Consider the following 15,275-nt stretch of genomic DNA (forward strand, 5'->3'; position numbering starts at 1 on the left):
GCTCGCCCGGGCGGGTGTTCAGAGGCAGCTCCACCCCCGCGGCCCCCCCCCCGCCTTTCGACGGGCAAAAACCCTTCACGGACGCCCCCCCCCCCCCGCCCCGGGGTCCGGCGGGCGGGCGGCGGCGGACGCAGGGGTGGGGGGCGGCCGTCAGGGCCGGTGTTCCTCCTGCTCCGCGGCCTGCTTGAGGGCGTCGAGCCAGGTGACGAGCGACGCGTCGAGCGCGGCGGCGAGGTTGTCCCGGTCGGCGTCGACGGGTTCGCCGGCCCAGGACTCCCGGGTGCGGACCACGACGCCGTCGCCGTCCTCGGTGAAGGTCCACTCGTGCACGCCGGTGATGCCGTGTGCGGGACCGCCCCAGAGGATGCGGTGCGCGGTGTCGACCGCGTAGACGGTGGAGTCGATAGACATGCCCGCGGTCACCCAGTGGAAGGTCGTCCCGGGGGCGACCGGGCCGTCGAGCCGGGCCCGGGTGATGGCGGACAGCCATGCGGGCCAGCCGCCGATGTCGGTGTGGAGCTGCCAGATCCGCTCGACCGGGGCGGCGATCCGGATGGTGTGGTCGGCGATGACGGGGGCGTTCTCGTCGATGGTCGTGGGGTACGTCATGGGATGTCTCCTCGCTTTCGGGAGCCCGGGCCGCCGCCCGAGGGGGAGAAGGCGGCGGCCCGGGCGGTTTGGGGGTACCGGGCGGTGCGGCGGTCAGGCGGGTCAGGCGGGTCAGGCGGGTCAGGCGGGTCAGGAGGGCAGGCCGGTGTCGGGGATCCAGTCGCCGTGGATGCCGGCGGGAACCCTGCGGGGCAGTTCGACGGCGGCCACGGTGCTCAGGTCGCCCGCGTCCAGGACGAGCAGCTCCGAGGCGTCGGCCGCGACGTCGCTGACGATGGTGAGCAGGTAGCCGTCGTCCTCCGCGCTCCCGCCCTCGGCGGGTACGAAGACCGCCTCGCCCGGCATCCGGCCCTCACCGTGCGCGAGCAGCGTCTCCCGCCCGGTCCGCGAATCCAGCTTGACGGTGTGGTAGCCCGACAGGCCCGCGCCCGGGAACGCGATGGCGTAGCTGTAGCGGTGGTCCGAGCCGGTGCGGGCCTCGTTGATCGACGGGAACTCCGTGACCAGTTCGCCCAGGGACTCGGCGGTGACCTTGCCCGTGGCCGGGTCGACCGTCCACCGGTGGAAGGTCGACCCGGCGTCGGGGCTGGTGCCGTAACCGGGGGCGCCGACCCACCACTTCCACGAGCTCTCCCAGGCGGACCGGTCGAAGCGCGGTGCTTCGAGCACGATCCGGCCCCGCGGGTCGGTGTGGGCGTTGGCGACGTGCAGCAGCGCGGCCTGCTCGGGCGCCTCGTACCAGGTGGTCCTGCCCCCGGCGCGCGGCACCACGCCGATGCGCAGCGGGACGTCGTCGTGCCAGCGGTAGGGGATGCCGGAGTGCTCCGCGTGGTCGAAGACCACCGGCGAGTTGATGAAGACGACGTGCTCGCGGGTGATCGCGAAGTCGTGCATGAGCGACGGCCCGGAGCCGTCGACCACCTTGGAGCGGACGATCGCGCCGGAGGCGTCGGCCACGTAGTAGGTCAGGAACGGTGCGAAGGGGCTGTAGCTGAAGAAGTGCAGTTCGCCGGTGTGCGGGTCCTCCTTCGGGTGTGCGGTCATCGAGCTGGTGAGCTTGCCGCCGAAGTCGTGGACGCCGATCGTTTCGAGGTCGGCGCTGACCTCCCAGGGCAGGTTGGCCTCCTGGAGGGCCAGGTAGCGGCCCCCGTGGAAGATGATGCTGGTGGCGGCGGCGCTGACTTCGAGTTCGGTCCCGGTGAAGGGGACGCCGTCGAGGAACGGGGTGCGCACCCAGCGGTTGCGGTACCACTCGGCCCGCCCGTCCCGCAGGCGCACCCCGTGGAGCATGCCCTCGCCGCGGAACCAGTGGGTGGGCGTGACGCCCGGCTTCGGGTTGTGGCCGTTGCGGAAGTAGCGGCCGTTCAGCTCGGGCGGGAGGGTGCCACGCACCTTCAGATCGCGGCCGGTGATCTCGTCGGTGACGGGGGCGAAGTGGTCGCTGATGTACGGCTTGGCGAGTGACATGGTCAGGCCTTTCGGGTGGAGAGGGCCGAGATGATGAGCGTCAGGGCGGCGCAGGCCAGGAAGGCCGCACCGGAGGAGGGGAGCAGGGTCAGGAAGGACAGGCCGACGGCTCCGCCGATCTGCCGGGTGGCGTTGACCAGCCCGCCCGCCAGGCCGTTGTCGGCGGCCGGCACACCCGTGGAGGCCGCCGCGGTGAGCCGTACGAAGGAGGTCCCGAGGCCGGCGCCGACCAGGAGCGAGGGGCCGAGCAGGTTGGCGATGAAGGTGCCGTCGGCCGGGGTCCGCGAGAGCCAGGCCAGTCCGGCCGCCAGGGCCAGCAGGCCGAGGGGGAGCACGCGCCGGGAGGAGACCCTGCCGGTGAACCAGGAGGAGAGGGTGATCACGAGGGCGAGCGGCAGCTGGGTCAGCCCCGCCTCCAAGGGCGAGTAGCCGAGGGTGCGTTGCTGGTAGAGGGGCAGGAAGTAGAACAGCCCGAGCCAGACCGCGCCCAGCAGCGCCATCAGTACGCTGGGCGCCGCGACCACGCGCATCCTGGCCGGCAGCAGCGGGGCGGCGGACCGCCGCTGGAGCACCGCGAACAGGCCGAGCAGCGCCGCGCCGGCCACGGCCGCCGGCCAGGGGCCCGACAGGCCGTAGGCCAGGGCGAGGAGCCCCGCCGTCACCGTCACCGTGCCCGGCACGTCCAGGGTTCCGCCGCGCGGCCGGTCGGCCCCGACGAGCAGCCGGGTGGCCACCAGTACAGCCGCGGCGAGGGGCACCATCACGAGGAACACCGCGCGCCAGCCGTACAGTCCGGTGAGCAGGCCGCCCAGCAGCACGCCCGCCGCACCGCCGGCACCGGAGACCGCGCCCCACACTCCGAGCGCGGTGCCGCGCCGGTCCCGGCCGGAGTAGAGCGTCAGGACGAGGGCCAGTGCCGTGGGTGCCAGCAGGGCCGCGCCGGTTCCCATCGCCGCCCGGAAGGCGATCAGCGCCGTAGCCGTGGGTGCCAGGGCCGCGCCGAGGGCGGAGAGGGCGAACAGGCCGGTGCCGAGCAGGAACACGCGGCGGAGCCCGTACACGTCGCCCGCCCGGCCGCCCGGCAGCAGCAGCGCGCCGAAGACCAGGACGTAGGCGTTGACGGTCCACGCCTGGCCCGTGTCGGACAGGCCCAGCCCGGCCCGGATCTGCGGCAGGGCGACGTTCACGATCGAGGTGCTCAGCACGACCAGGAACTGGGCCGTGGCCAGAACTCCCAGCGGCAGCCAGCCGGTGGTGGCGGTTCGTCGCAGTGCGGTGCGGGTCATGGGTAGACCTTCGCAACGGGCGACCACCGCTCGCGTCGGCAGTCATCACCTACACGCCCCACGGCCCCTTGCACAGGACCCGTAGGCGGAACACGGCCGCGCCGCAGGGGCGTTCACACCGCGGCGGCACCGCCGGGCGGTGATCATCCCCGGTTCCCCCACGGCCCGCGACCGCATAGGTTTTCCGACATGCCCACGACACACACGGATGTGCTGATCGGCCGTCAGGACGAGACGGACCGCCTCGACGCACTGCTCCAGGCGGCACGGGAGGGCCAGGGCGGCGCCCTCGTCCTGCGCGGCGAGCCGGGCATCGGCAAGAGCGCGCTGCTGCGGCACCTGGAGCGGTCCGCGCCCGGATTCCACGTCATACGCGCGTCCGGCACGGAGTTCGAGACGGAGCTGCCGTTCGCCGCACTGCACCAGCTGCTCACGCCCGTGATGGGCGGGCTGACGGCGCTGCCCGCGCCGCACCGCAAGGCGCTGGAGATCGCCTTCGGCCTCGACACCGGCGCACCCGATCCGTTCCTGGTCGCCATGGCGGCACTGGGCCTCCTGGTCGAGGCCGCGCAGGAACGCCCGGTCCTCTGCGCCGTCGACGACGCGCAGTGGCTGGACCAGTCGTCGGTCAAGGCGCTGGCGTTCCTGGCCCGACGCGTCTCGGCCGAGCCGGTCGCCCTCGTCCTCGCCGCCCGTGAACCGGTCCTGCGCCCCGAACTGGACCAGCTGCCCGGCCATGCGCTCCGGAGCCTCGGCGAAGCGGACGCCCGGGCGCTGCTGGCGGCCGCGGTCCGCGCCCCCCTCGACGAGCGGGTGCGCGACCGCATCCTGGGGGAGGCGCGCGGCAACCCCCTCGCGCTGGTGGAGCTGCCCAGGACCGCCGGACTCGCCGGCATGGCGGGCGGATTCGCCCAGCCCGACACGGTCCCCGGCGTGATCGAGCAGAGCTTCCGCTCCCGCCTGGAACTCCTGCCGCCGGCGGCGCGGCTGCTGGTGACCCTCGCGGCCGCCGAACCGATCGGCGACCCCGGTCTGCTCTGGCGTGCCGCCGAACTCCTGGGCATCGACGCGACCGCCGTCGCGCAGTCCGTTCCGCTGGTCGACTTCGGCACCCGCATCCGCTTCAGCCACCCCCTCGCACGCTCGGCGGCCTACCTCGCCGCGGCACCGGAAGAACGCCGCAGGGCGCACGAGGCGCTGGCCGCCGTGACCGACCCGGAGACCGACCCCGACCGGAGGGCCTGGCACCGCGCCCAGGCCAGCGCCGGACCGGACGAGCAGGTGGCCGCCGAGCTGGAGGCCTCCGCCACCCGCGCCCGCGAACGCGGCGGCATCGCCGCGGCAGCGGCCTTCCTCGAACGCGCGGCCGAGCTCACCGCCGACCCGGCCCGACGTGCCGAGCGGGTCCTCGCCGCCGTCGAGGCCACGCTCTCGGTGGGCGACTTCGACACCGCGGCCGGCCTGCTCACCACCGTCCGCACCGATGACCCCGGCCAGGAGGCCAGGGCCGACCTGCTCCGCGGCAGACTGTCGTTCGTCCGCCGCCGCGGCGACGAAGGCCCCACCGCGCACCTCCTCCGCGCCGCGGCACGCCTGGCCGCCACCGATCCCGGCCGGGCGCGCGAGTGCTACCTGGACGCCTTCGAGATGGGCCTCCTCCTCGGCGGCCTCGACCAGGTGGCGGAGGCCGCCGGGAACACCCCGCCGGAGGACGGTTCGCCCACCACGGCAGCAGCGGTCCTGACGGGCCTGATCAGCCTGGTCGGCGACGGCCACCAGGCCGCGGGAGAGATCCTCCGACCGGTGGTCGCCGACGCCGACGACGAGGTGTGGGCACGACGGCCCTCACTGGGCTTCATGCTGGCGACCGAACTGTGGAACTTCGACACCCTGCAAGGCGTCGCCGCCCGCGCCGTCGCGGCCGGCCGCGAGTCCGGCTCCTTCCACGCCCTGCCCATCGGACTGGCCATGCGGGCCACGGCGAAGGCGCACACCGGCGACTTCGGCTCCGCCATGGAGCTGATCTCCGAAGAGGAGGCCATCGCCGACGCCACCGGGGCGGCACCGCTCGTCTACCCGCGCCTCCACCTGGCAGCACTGCGCGGGCGCCGCGCGGAGGCCCTCGAACTCTTCGCCTCGGTCGAGCACCGGATGAGCCTCAGCGTGCAGTGGGCGACGGCCGTGCTCCACAACGGCCTGGCCGACTACGCGACCGCGCTCCGGGCGGCGAAGCGCGCGGTCGACCACGGCGCGGTCGGCACGGCGGGCCTCGCCCTGCCCGAGCTGGTCGAAGCAGCCGTACGGTGCGGCGAGCCCGAAGCCGCCGCCGAGGCCCTCGCCGCCCTCCAGGAGCGCACGCGGACCGGCCGGCACGCCTGGGGCCTCGGCGTCGAGGCCTACACGCGGGCCCTGGTGACCGGGGACGAGGCCGCCTACCGGGAAGCCCTCGGCCTGCTCGGCGACGACCGGCTGGTCGTCTACCGCGCCCGCGCCCACCTGCTCTACGGGGAGTGGCTGCGCCGCCAGGGCCGGCGCCGGGACGCCCGTTCCGCGCTGCGGCAGGCGCACGGGTCGCTCTCCGCCCTCGGCATGGAGGCCTTCGCCGAGCGGGCCGCCGGCGAGCTGCGCGCCACGGGAGAGCAGGCCCGCAGCCGCACCTCCGAGGCCTCGGACCAGCTGACCGTGCAGGAGGTGCACATCGCGCGCCTGGTCGCCGACGGCGCCACCTCCAAAGAGGTGGCGGCGAAGCTGTTCCTCAGCCCGCGGACGGTCGACGCGCACCTGCGCAACATCTTCCGCAAGCTCGGGCTCACCTCACGCAGGCAACTGCGGGACCTGCCCGGCATCCGTTAGGCACAGGGTGGTCGCCGCCGCCTCCGGTCCGTTGACCGACGCCACGGGGCCCGGCCAGCAGAGTCCGTACTTCGCCCGGTAGGCCTCCGAGACCCGCCGGACGAGCCCGGAGTCGCCCACCGGCCGCAGGGCGACGGGCAGCCGGCCCGACGCGGTCTCGATCCGGACGTCCGCCCGGCCCAGGACCCGGCGGTACCAGGCGCTGCGCCGCCCGAACGCGGACCGGACGTAGGCCCGTCCATCGACCAGCACCATCCAGAGCGGCCTGGCCGACCACCGGCCGTCCTCGTGCCGTGTCCACAAGACGATCTCCACGGGGTCCTCGAAGGTGTCCATGTCCCCACCTTCACGGCAGGGCACCCGCGTACGCGTCGGTGGTCATCGCCTAGATGCCCGGCCGGGCCCCGGGGCCCGGCCGGACCGGGGGCTCAGGAAGGCCGGGGTCCCGCCGCTCGGCGGAGGCGGTTGGCGATCGCCAGTCCCAGCCCCTCCTCCGCCGGCAGGGACGCGACGATGAGGTCGCACCCCCGGTCGTCCAGCTCGCGCAGGAACCCGTACAGCCCGCGCGCGTAGGCGGCCGGCGAACCGGGGACCTCCACCACGGCGTGGGCCTTAACGTCGGAGCTGTCGAGGGGCCGCGGAAGGAGCAGGCCCACCCGGTGCCCCTGCTCCTGCGCGCGTTCCGCTTCGGCGACGACCGTGCCCGGCTCGACCAGGACCACCCGCGCGCGGGGCGCGTAGTGCGAGGGATGCTGGCCGGGCACGCGCACCTCGCTCGTCGAGGGCACGGCGAGCGGGAAGCCCAGGACCGCTTCGAGGTCCTCGCGCGTCACCCCGCCGGGCCGCAGGATGCTCGGAACGTCGCCGGTGACGTCCACGATGGTCGACTCGACGCCGACCTGGCAGGGGCCGCCGTCCAGCACGCAGTCCACGGCCTCACCGAGTTCCGCGGTGACGTGGTCCGCCGTGGTGGGGCTGACTGAGCCGAAGCGGTTGGCCGAGGGGGCCGTCACCCCGCCGCCGAAGGCCGCCAGCAGTTCCAGCGCGACGGGGTGGTCGGGCACGCGCACGGCAACCGTCTCCAGCCCGCCCGTCGCCTCCAGGGGCACCCGGTGGCCGCGCCGCAGCACCAGCGTCAGCGGCCCCGGCCAGAAGTTCTCCGCCAGCAGGCGCGCGGTCGGGGACACCTCCTCGACCCAGTCGTCCAGCTGCTCCGCGCCGCCGATGTGGACGATCAGCGGATGGGAGGACGGGCGTCCCTTGACCTCGAAGATCCGGTTGACCGCGTCGGCGTTCTCGGCGTCGGCACCGAGACCGTAGACGGTCTCGGTCGGCAGGGCCACCAGGCCGCCGGCGCGCAGCACACCGGCCGCCGCGGCGATATCAGTCGTTCTCGTCGTCACCCTCGCGATTCTCCCACCACCGCGCACCCCTCCGTCCCGCGCCCCGGGTGCCTCCCGCTTTCGAGCAGGCCCGAGCCCGAGCAGGTCACCGGCGGGGGAGACACCCGATCGGCCCCCGGGACGGGGCTGCCGGCGGAGGGCGGTGCGACGCTGGGGGTGAGGAGGCGCGTGCGGTGGCTGTCATGGACTCCCTGGTGCTGTTCGCCCCGTTCTTCGTGCCCGTGATCAGCGGCCTGGTGGGCGGGGCCAGCCTCCTCATCCGGGACCGGCGCGAGGCGCGGAGCGCCGACCACCACTACCGCCGGCAGCTGGAGAAGGCGCAGCTGGAGATCCAGTTCATCACCGGCTGGATGCAGGCCAGGGACCAGGCGGGGACCACCGTCCCGAATCCGGATGCGGCCCCGGACCCGATCACCTGGCTGGACGACTGCTACGCATCGGTGCACCGCGCCAAGACGGACACGGGGGCCCGCCACCGGACGGGGCCGGTATCGCTGCGCCGCCTGCTCCTGCTGGGGGAACTGAGCGGCCCCGCGAAGACCATGCGGGTCGTGTACTGGATCTCCCTGGCTCTGTTCAACGCGGCGCTCGCCTGGTGGGTGAACGCACTGGTCTCCGGTGTACCGGGCTTCATGCACGACGAGGGCGTCGACGAGTCCGAGGAGATCGGGTCGTACCTGGCGGTGGCGTGCTTCTTCTTCGTGCTGTCGGCCGTCATGTGGGTGTGGACGGTGCACCTGGGCGCGGCGGAACCGGAACAGGTCTACCGCAAGCGCATCGACTCGGACGCCTGGGCCCGGCAGGAGGACCAGAGGCGCGAGGCCGCCCGCGCAGACACGGATCGTGCGGACACGGATCGTGCGGACACGGATCGTGGCGGGCCCGCGCACTGATCCGCGCGACGCGTCAGCCGGTGGTCGAGGCCCCGTCACCGAACGCGGCGGCGAGTGCTCGCGCGATGAGTTCCGGGAGCTCCGTCTCTCCGTCGTCCTCGGCCCAGCGCGTCAGTGCCGTGTGCATCGCGGCCAAGCAGGCGCCGGTCACGGCCTGCGCGTCGAACAGGGCGTCGTCATCTGCGGTGTTGATGGCGAGGGCGTCCACGACGGCCTGCTGCAGCGCGTGTTGGCTGTCCAGGTGCCGGGCCCGCAGTGCGGGAGTGGAGGTCATGAGCCGGAGGCAGTCCAGCAGGAACCGGTCGTCCGCCACCGGTCCGGCCCCCCGGCTCCCCGTCAACGCCGCCGCCGCGTCGACGAGGGCGCCGCCGACGCGTCGCACGAGGGGATCCGCCGTCGACGATGCGGCGACCCGCTCGGCGATGGCCCGCGCCGGCTGCTCCACGAGGACGAGGTCCTCCTTGGTGGGGAAATGCCGGTACACGGTCATGGCCGAGACACCGGCGGCCGCTGCGACTTCGGCCACCGTCACCGCGTCGTAGCCGCGCTGGGTGAACAGTCGCACCGCGTGCTTCTGGATCGCGCCCCGCGTCTCGGACCGCCGTCGTTCCCGCAGGGTTGGCTGACTTTCCTTCATATGGTAGACACTACCACTATGTTAGTGACTAACACATGCGAGGGGGTGGCATGCGGGGTCTGACCGGCAGGACGGCTCTGGTGACGGGGGCGTCGCGCGGCATCGGGCGGGCGATCGCGGCCCGCCTCGGGGCCGAAGGGGCCATGGTCATCGTGCACTTCGGCACGGACGGGAGCGGGGCGGCGGCAACCGTCGAGGAGGTGGAGCGCGCCGGCGGGACCGCACGGGCCGTCCGGTCCGAACTGGGCGTGGACGGCGACGTCGAGACGCTCTTCGCCGGAGTCGGGGCCGCCCTGGCCGGCCGGCCCCTCGACATCCTCGTCAACAACGCGGCGGCGGCGCCGGCCGGCCCGCTCGGCGTGACGACCAGGGCGGAGTTCGACCACCTGTTCGCGGTGAACGTGCGGGCGCCGTACTTCATCGTCGAGCGCGCGCTGCCCCTGCTGCGTGACGGCGGCCGGATCATCACGGTCTCGTCGGTGGCGACCCGGATGGCCAACCCGGCCCAGACCTCCTTCGCGATGACGAAGGCCGCGGTCGAGACGATGAGCAGGACGCTGGCCCAGCAGACCGGGACCCGGGGGATCACCGTGAACGCGGTCGCTCCCGGTGCGACCAGGACGCCGGACAACTCCGCGGTCTTCGACGACGTGCCGGACCTCGCCGAACGGATCGCCGGCATGACGGCGCTCGACCGGCTCGGCGGGCCCGGCGACGTCGCCGACGTGGTCGCCTTCCTCGCCTCCGACGACGCCCGCTGGATCACCGGCCAGGTCATCGACGCGAGCGGCGGTCTGTTCCTCGGCCCGCGCCTCTGATCAGCCGAGGCCGGTGGCCGGCTCGGTCGCGTAGCGGCTCATCGCGTCGATGGCGGCCCAGGGCGTCAGAGGCCGGCCGGCGGCGAGCTCCTCCTGGAGGTCGCGGAAGTACTGCACGTACAGGTCGGGGGTGAACGTGCTGAGCATGACGGCGGGTTGGCCGGTCAGGTTGGCGAAGGTGTGCGGGACGCCGGGCGGAACCACCACGAGCGTGCCCGTGGCGGCGTCGTGCTCCTCGTCCCCGACGGTGAACCGCACCGTCCCGGACAGGACGTAGAAGCCCTCGTCGTGCCGCCCGTGCCGGTGCTGCGGCGGCCCCTGGGTGTGTGGGGCGAGGACCGACTCGGCGATCGCGAGGCGGTGCCCGGTGTTGCTGTCGTCCTCCAGGACCCGCATGCGCGTGGTGCCCAGAACGATGATCTCGCCGTCGCCGGGACCCACCACCGATACGGCGGGGACGGGCTGCGGCGCGTGGGCCTTCTCTTCTCCAGTCATGCCCACCAGTGCACCGCCGGGGTGCCACCCGCGTCCAAGACCCGTCCCGCGGCGCCGATACCGCACGGGTACCGTCGCAGGGTGGAGCTACGGACCCTGCGCTACTTCGTGGCCGTCGCCGAGGAACTCCACTTCGGCCGCGCCGCCACCCGACTGCACATGAGCCAGCCGCCCCTGAGCCGGGCGATCAAGCGCGGACCTGGCCGCGGTCCCGCTGGCCGACATGACGCCGAGCCGAGTGGTGGCGGTGTGCAACGCGGGCGACACCAACCCGTTGATCCGGTCCTTCATCGACACCGCGGCAGCCGCCTACCGCCGCTGAGCGCCGCCGGCCGGCCCTGCCACCGCTCCTGAACCCTTCACGCCGTGGGACAGTGGCCCCATGACGTGGTCGCCCGATCCCGACGCCCTGCGCGGACGCGTCGCCGTCGTGGCGGGAGCGACCCGCGGCGCCGGCCGGGGCTTCGCGGCGGCGCTGGGCGAAGCGGGCGCGACGGTGATCTGCACGGGCCGCAGCAGCGTCAGGGGACGGGACGGCTCCGACTACGACCGGCCGGAGACGATCGAGGAGACGGCGGACCTGGTCTCGGAGCTCGGCGGAACCGGCATCGCCGTCCAGGCCGACCACCTCGACCCCGAGCAGGTCCGGCGTCTGGCGGGGCGCCTCCGGGACGAGTACGGACACATCGACGTCCTGGTCAACGACATCTGGGGGGCCGAACTCCTCAAGGGCGGTCCCGCGCAGTGGAACACACCGGTGTGGGAGCACGACCTCGACGACGGCCTCCGGATCCTCCGGCTCGCCGTCGACACGCACCTGATCACCGCCCACCACCTCCTGCCGCTGCTCATCGCCCGGCCCGGAGGCCTGCTGGTCGAGGTGACCGACGGAACGACCGGCATCAACGCGTCCTGGTACCGGATCTCCGCCTTCTACGACCTGGCCAAGGCGGCGGTGAACCGGCTGGCGTTCTCCCTGGGGCACGAGCTCGCCCCCTACGGAGCCACCGCCGTCGCCGTCACCCCCGGCTGGCTGCGGTCGGAGATGATGCTCGACAACTTCGGCGTCACCGAGGCCACCTGGCGCGAGGCCCTGGCACCGGGCCGGGCCGGCGGTCTTCCCACCGCGCCTGAAGGCTTCGCACGGTCCGAGTCGCCGCGCTACGTGGGACGCGCGGCCGCGGCCCTGGCCGCCGATCCGGAACGCGCCCGCTGGAACCAGAGATCGGTCACCTCGGCCGAACTCGCCCGGGCCTACGGGTTCACCGACATCGACGGCAGCCGGCCGGACGGCTGGCACGACGCCTGATCCCGCCGGAGTTGGGCGCAATGCCCCCGATCGTCCCTGTACCGATCCTGCGGGCTTCCTTAGGGGAACCTGAAGAACCCCCTCCGCGGCACGATGTGCCCTGATCACCGGCCTAGGCTCGGCCGTACTTCCCGTCCCCTCTCCAGTGAGGTGTTACCGGCATGAGCCGCAGCCGTACCCCCGCGACCCCGTCCCGTGCAGAGGCCCGCCGGAAGAAGGCGACGCGCACCCGCATCGTCCTGTCCGTCACCGCGGCCGCCGCGGTGGTGGCGGTCGGGGTCGCGGTGGCCGACTCGGGCGGTGACGACCGCAAGGACCGGCAGGCTTCCGGAGCCGCGTCCGATGCGGGACCGTCGCAGCCGAAGACGGACACCAGCGACCCGGCCCCGGCCGGGAGCCCCTCGGCCCCGGCGTCGGCGAGCGCGAGCCCCAGTACGAGCGCGAGTGCGAGCGCGAGCCCCGGCCCCGGCTCCTCCGGGCCGGCCGCACCCGGCGACGGCACGCGGCCCGAGAGCGCGCCCGATACCTCGGGGGCCGACCGGCCCGCCAAGCCGGCGCAGGGATCCGCCCCCACCAAGGGCAGCGGCTCCGCCGGGACTTCCGGCGGCTCGGGCTCCGGCTCCGGTTCGGGGTCCGGTTCGGGCTCCGGCTCCGGCTCCGGTTCGGGCTCAGGCACCGTCAACGGGGACGCCGAGTCCGCCGTCCTCGCCCTCGTCAACAAGGAGCGGGCCGCCGCCGGATGCGGTCCCCTGACGGTCGACGCGAAGCTCAGCTCGGCGGCCCGGGCGTACAGCGACACGATGGCCCGCAGCGGCGTCATGTCGCACACCGGGCCCGACGGGTCCACCATGACGAGCCGGGTGGAGGCGGCCGGCTACAAGTGGTCCGGCCTCGGCGAGAACATAGCCCGCGGGCAGAGCGACGCCGCCGCGGTCATGTCGGCCTGGATGAACAGCTCCGGCCACCGCGCCAACATCCTCAACTGCTCCTTCAAGGAGATCGGGATCGGCGTCCACAAGGGCGACGGCGGCCCCTGGTGGACCCAGGACTTCGGCACCCCGAGGTAGTCCGTCCCGCCCGCCCCTCACCCCCCACTCCCAGAGACCTCCACGCGCCCGCCCCACGGGGCCGTGGACGTCCACGTCCCCCTGCTCCGGCGGTCAGGGGGACGTCGGCGTTCACCGGGCACGCCCCGGCGCGCGACCGTTGCCGCAGCGAAGCCGGCACGGTGGAGGCGGCGCCGGTTACGCGCCGCGCCGCGCGTCGGCCACTATGGGGCCCGTGCCCCGAACTCCGCGCTACCTGCTCATATGGCTGTCGTGCACCGCCGCCAGCGTGACCGCCGTCCTCGCGACGGTCCAGTTCGTGGTCGGGTCGACCAGCCACAAGCCCCCGGCCGCGCGTTCGGCCCCGGTCGTCATCGACACGCCCCCCGCATGGCAGGCGGGGAGCCCCGGCCCGGAGCAGGCCTCCCCGACCGCGAGCCCTTCCACCAGCCCCTCGCCGTCCGCGACGCAACAGCCCCCACCGACGCCCCCCTCGCCCAGCCCCGTCCCCGCCAAGGCCTCCACCGAGGCCCCCCTGACCGGCGCGCCCCGGCCCGGCGTCGACTGCGAACGGGGCGGGGCGGGTCTGCACACCGTTCCCTCGCAGGGCGGCAAGGTCACCGTCCGGTACGGGAGCCGGGGCGTGTGCCTGATCTCCGCGGTTCCCGGCCTGGGCTTCAGGACGACCACCGCGCAGACCTCCGACGACACCCTCACCGTCACCTTCAGCAACGACGGCCACCGGTCGGAGATCACGGCGACCATCACACCGTCCGCCAAGGCGAGCGTCCGCGAGAGCTCCTTCTGACGGCCCTGCTGCTCCCTGGGACGGGGTGCGGTGCAGCGGAAGGTGAGCTGTTCCTTAGGGGAACCTGAAGATCGCCCCGAGCCGGTTCCACGGGGCCCCGGCGGCCCTATGCTCGCGTCAGCCGAGCGGCCGCCGGCGCCGGGGCACGAGTCCCCGTGCGACGCCGGCCCCGGTTTCACCGCGCCGGGACGCGCCTCGCCGTCCCGTCTTCCCAACCTGCCCTGGGGTCTTCGCCATGAGCTCTCGCATGCTCCGAACCGTCCGCTCCGGACATCGCACGACGTCCTCTCCCTCACCCCTCGCCCGGCGCCTCCCGCTGGTCGCCGCCGCCGTGGTCGTGGCCGGACTGGCCACCGCGTGCGGCCCCTCCCCGGCACCCGCCGGCTCCGCCGCGCGGGCCGGCACCGGGACGTCGGCTCCGGCCCTGCCCGCGGACGGGACGGCCCCGGGCGCGTCCCCCGAGACGTCCACCACCGCCTCCGCCCCGCCGTCCCCCTCGGCCTCCGCCTCCTCTGCCTCCTCCGCCCCGGCATCCGCGTCCGCCGCCGGCGCGTCACCGGGCACCACCCGTGGCGGCGGCGGCAGCGCAACAGGCTCCGGTCCGGGTTCCGGTGGCGCCAAACCGGCCTCCGCCGCCCCCGCGCCCGCCAAGGTGCCCGGCCCCGGCTACGACGGTTCGGCCGACGCCCGGGCACTGATCGACGCGGCCCTGCGCGCGGCCAAGTCCGACGGCCGGATGGTCCTGCTCGACTTCGGGGCCAACTGGTGCGGCAACTGCAAGGCCGCCGACAAGGTGTTCGCCCAGCCCGCCACCACGGCCCTCCTCGCGGACGGCTACCACCTCGTCAAGGTCGACATCGGAGGCAACAGCTCCGCCAACTCCGCGCTGCTGCGCAAGTACAGCCCCTCGGGCGGGACCTACACGATGCCCGTCCTGGTGGTCGTCTCCCCGTCCGGCAGCACACGCGTCGACACCCACGCCACGGGCAACCCGCCGCTGACGGCCGACGGCATCAACACGTTCCTGCACAAGTGGGCCCCGTGAGACGGCGGGTGCGCACGGCCGTCCCGGTCGCGGTCCCGGTCGGCGTCGGCCTGTCGGTGGCGGCGGCCCTGCTGCTGACCGGCATCGCCACGGACGGCTCCGCCCCCGCGGCCGCCGGACCCCCGCCCGCCGCCGGACCCCCGCCCACGGCGCGCTTCTCCGAGAACGGCGTCACCGTCACGCTCTCCGTCTCCGGCTGGCAGGCCGCGAAGGGGACCGGGACCCTCACCGCCGTCTTCGCCCCCGAAGCCGCCGGGTTCCACCTCTACAGCACCGCCCTGCCGCCCGCCGGCGTCGAGGGCGTGGGCCGCCCGACCGCCGTGACCGTCACCGGAACCCTCGCGGCGGACGGCCCGCTGACGGCGGCACAGGCGGAGCGGACCGTCCGGCTGCCGGGGGTCGGCGCCCCGGTCCCCGTCTACCCCGACGGCCCGGTCACCACCACCCTCCCCCTCCGCGCATCGGGCAGCGGAAGCGCGACGGTCCTGATCGGCTACGCGAGCTGCAGCACGCGGGACGGCTGCACCATCCCGGTGTCCGACCACCCCGTCCGGATGCGCGTCACCAGCGAGGGGCCGGCCTTCGTCACGCCCTGACCGCCTTCCC

Annotated in this window: 15 protein-coding genes and 1 pseudogene; 9 read left to right on the forward strand and 7 right to left on the reverse strand. The window is 74.3% G+C overall.

The window, feature by feature from the left end; all coding sequences use genetic code 11:
* Positions 1-150: 150 nt before the first annotated feature.
* The 3 genes from AC07A6_RS25170 to AC07A6_RS25180 form a co-directional block, all read right to left on the reverse strand.
* Positions 151-609 (reverse strand): SRPBCC family protein, encoded by a 459-nt coding sequence (locus AC07A6_RS25170; protein ID WP_386275143.1) that lies wholly within the window; start codon positions 607-609, stop codon positions 151-153.
* Positions 610-738: 129 nt separating this feature from the next.
* A complete protein-coding gene (locus AC07A6_RS25175; protein WP_478778615.1) occupies positions 739-2,076 on the reverse strand; it encodes a carotenoid oxygenase family protein in 1,338 nt (445 codons plus the stop codon).
* A gap of 2 nt (positions 2,077-2,078) precedes the next feature.
* A complete protein-coding gene (locus tag AC07A6_RS25180) occupies positions 2,079-3,362 on the reverse strand; it encodes an MFS transporter (RefSeq protein WP_478778616.1) in 1,284 nt (427 codons plus the stop codon).
* Positions 3,363-3,551: 189 nt separating this feature from the next.
* On the opposite strand from AC07A6_RS25180, the gene AC07A6_RS25185 reads away from it, so the two are divergent.
* Complete coding sequence (locus AC07A6_RS25185) at positions 3,552-6,215, forward strand: AAA family ATPase (protein ID WP_478778617.1); 2,664 nt, start codon at positions 3,552-3,554, stop codon at positions 6,213-6,215.
* On the opposite strand, the gene AC07A6_RS25190 is transcribed toward AC07A6_RS25185, so the two are convergent.
* Complete coding sequence (locus tag AC07A6_RS25190) at positions 6,177-6,551, reverse strand: DUF2255 family protein (protein WP_362460259.1); 375 nt, start codon at positions 6,549-6,551, stop codon at positions 6,177-6,179. The genes AC07A6_RS25185 and AC07A6_RS25190 overlap by 39 nt on opposite strands.
* 92 nt (positions 6,552-6,643) lie before the next feature.
* On the reverse strand, positions 6,644-7,618 hold the full coding sequence (locus AC07A6_RS25195) for an L-threonylcarbamoyladenylate synthase (RefSeq protein WP_478778618.1): 975 nt from the start codon (positions 7,616-7,618) through the stop codon (positions 6,644-6,646).
* Between the two features lie 173 nt (positions 7,619-7,791).
* Here AC07A6_RS25195 and AC07A6_RS25200 point away from each other — a divergent pair, with 173 nt between their 5' ends.
* Positions 7,792-8,511 carry a hypothetical protein gene (locus AC07A6_RS25200; RefSeq protein ID WP_478778619.1) on the forward strand — a complete coding sequence of 240 codons (720 nt, stop codon included), beginning with the start codon at positions 7,792-7,794 and terminating at the stop codon, positions 8,509-8,511.
* 13 nt (positions 8,512-8,524) lie between these two features.
* Here AC07A6_RS25200 and AC07A6_RS25205 read toward each other — a convergent pair whose 3' ends face one another.
* Complete coding sequence (locus AC07A6_RS25205; RefSeq protein ID WP_478778620.1) at positions 8,525-9,076, reverse strand: TetR family transcriptional regulator; 552 nt, start codon at positions 9,074-9,076, stop codon at positions 8,525-8,527.
* Between the two features lie 122 nt (positions 9,077-9,198).
* Here AC07A6_RS25205 and AC07A6_RS25210 point away from each other — a divergent pair, with 122 nt between their 5' ends.
* Positions 9,199-9,966 (forward strand): SDR family oxidoreductase, encoded by a 768-nt coding sequence (locus AC07A6_RS25210; RefSeq protein ID WP_478778621.1) that lies wholly within the window; start codon positions 9,199-9,201, stop codon positions 9,964-9,966.
* On the opposite strand, the gene AC07A6_RS25215 is transcribed toward AC07A6_RS25210, so the two are convergent.
* Positions 9,967-10,461 (reverse strand): cupin domain-containing protein, encoded by a 495-nt coding sequence (locus AC07A6_RS25215; RefSeq protein WP_478778622.1) that lies wholly within the window; start codon positions 10,459-10,461, stop codon positions 9,967-9,969.
* A gap of 57 nt (positions 10,462-10,518) precedes the next feature.
* Here AC07A6_RS25215 and AC07A6_RS25220 point away from each other — a divergent pair.
* The 6 genes and pseudogenes from AC07A6_RS25220 to AC07A6_RS25245 all read left to right on the forward strand — a co-directional run.
* Positions 10,519-10,656 (forward strand): annotated as a pseudogene (locus AC07A6_RS25220) (LysR family transcriptional regulator); the annotation flags it as partial.
* A 187-nt stretch (positions 10,657-10,843) separates the two neighbouring features.
* Positions 10,844-11,770: an SDR family oxidoreductase gene (locus AC07A6_RS25225; protein ID WP_478778623.1), complete on the forward strand. Its 927-nt coding sequence runs from the start codon at positions 10,844-10,846 to the stop codon at positions 11,768-11,770.
* Positions 11,771-11,931: 161 nt separating this feature from the next.
* The gene (locus AC07A6_RS25230) at positions 11,932-12,837 is read left to right on the forward strand and encodes a CAP domain-containing protein (protein WP_478778624.1); all 906 of its coding nucleotides are present in this window, start codon (positions 11,932-11,934) and stop codon (positions 12,835-12,837) included.
* Positions 12,838-13,051: 214 nt separating this feature from the next.
* A complete protein-coding gene (locus AC07A6_RS25235; protein WP_478778625.1) occupies positions 13,052-13,624 on the forward strand; it encodes a hypothetical protein in 573 nt (190 codons plus the stop codon).
* 247 nt (positions 13,625-13,871) lie between these two features.
* Entirely contained in the window at positions 13,872-14,669 is a 798-nt protein-coding gene (locus AC07A6_RS25240; RefSeq protein WP_478778626.1) for a thioredoxin family protein, read from the forward strand.
* Complete coding sequence (locus AC07A6_RS25245; RefSeq protein ID WP_386273843.1) at positions 14,666-15,265, forward strand: hypothetical protein; 600 nt, start codon at positions 14,666-14,668, stop codon at positions 15,263-15,265. The genes AC07A6_RS25240 and AC07A6_RS25245 overlap by 4 nt, the downstream gene beginning before the upstream one ends.
* Positions 15,266-15,275 lie beyond the last annotated feature (10 nt).

It is taken from the genome of Streptomyces sp. NPDC044002 (assembly GCF_056434525.1).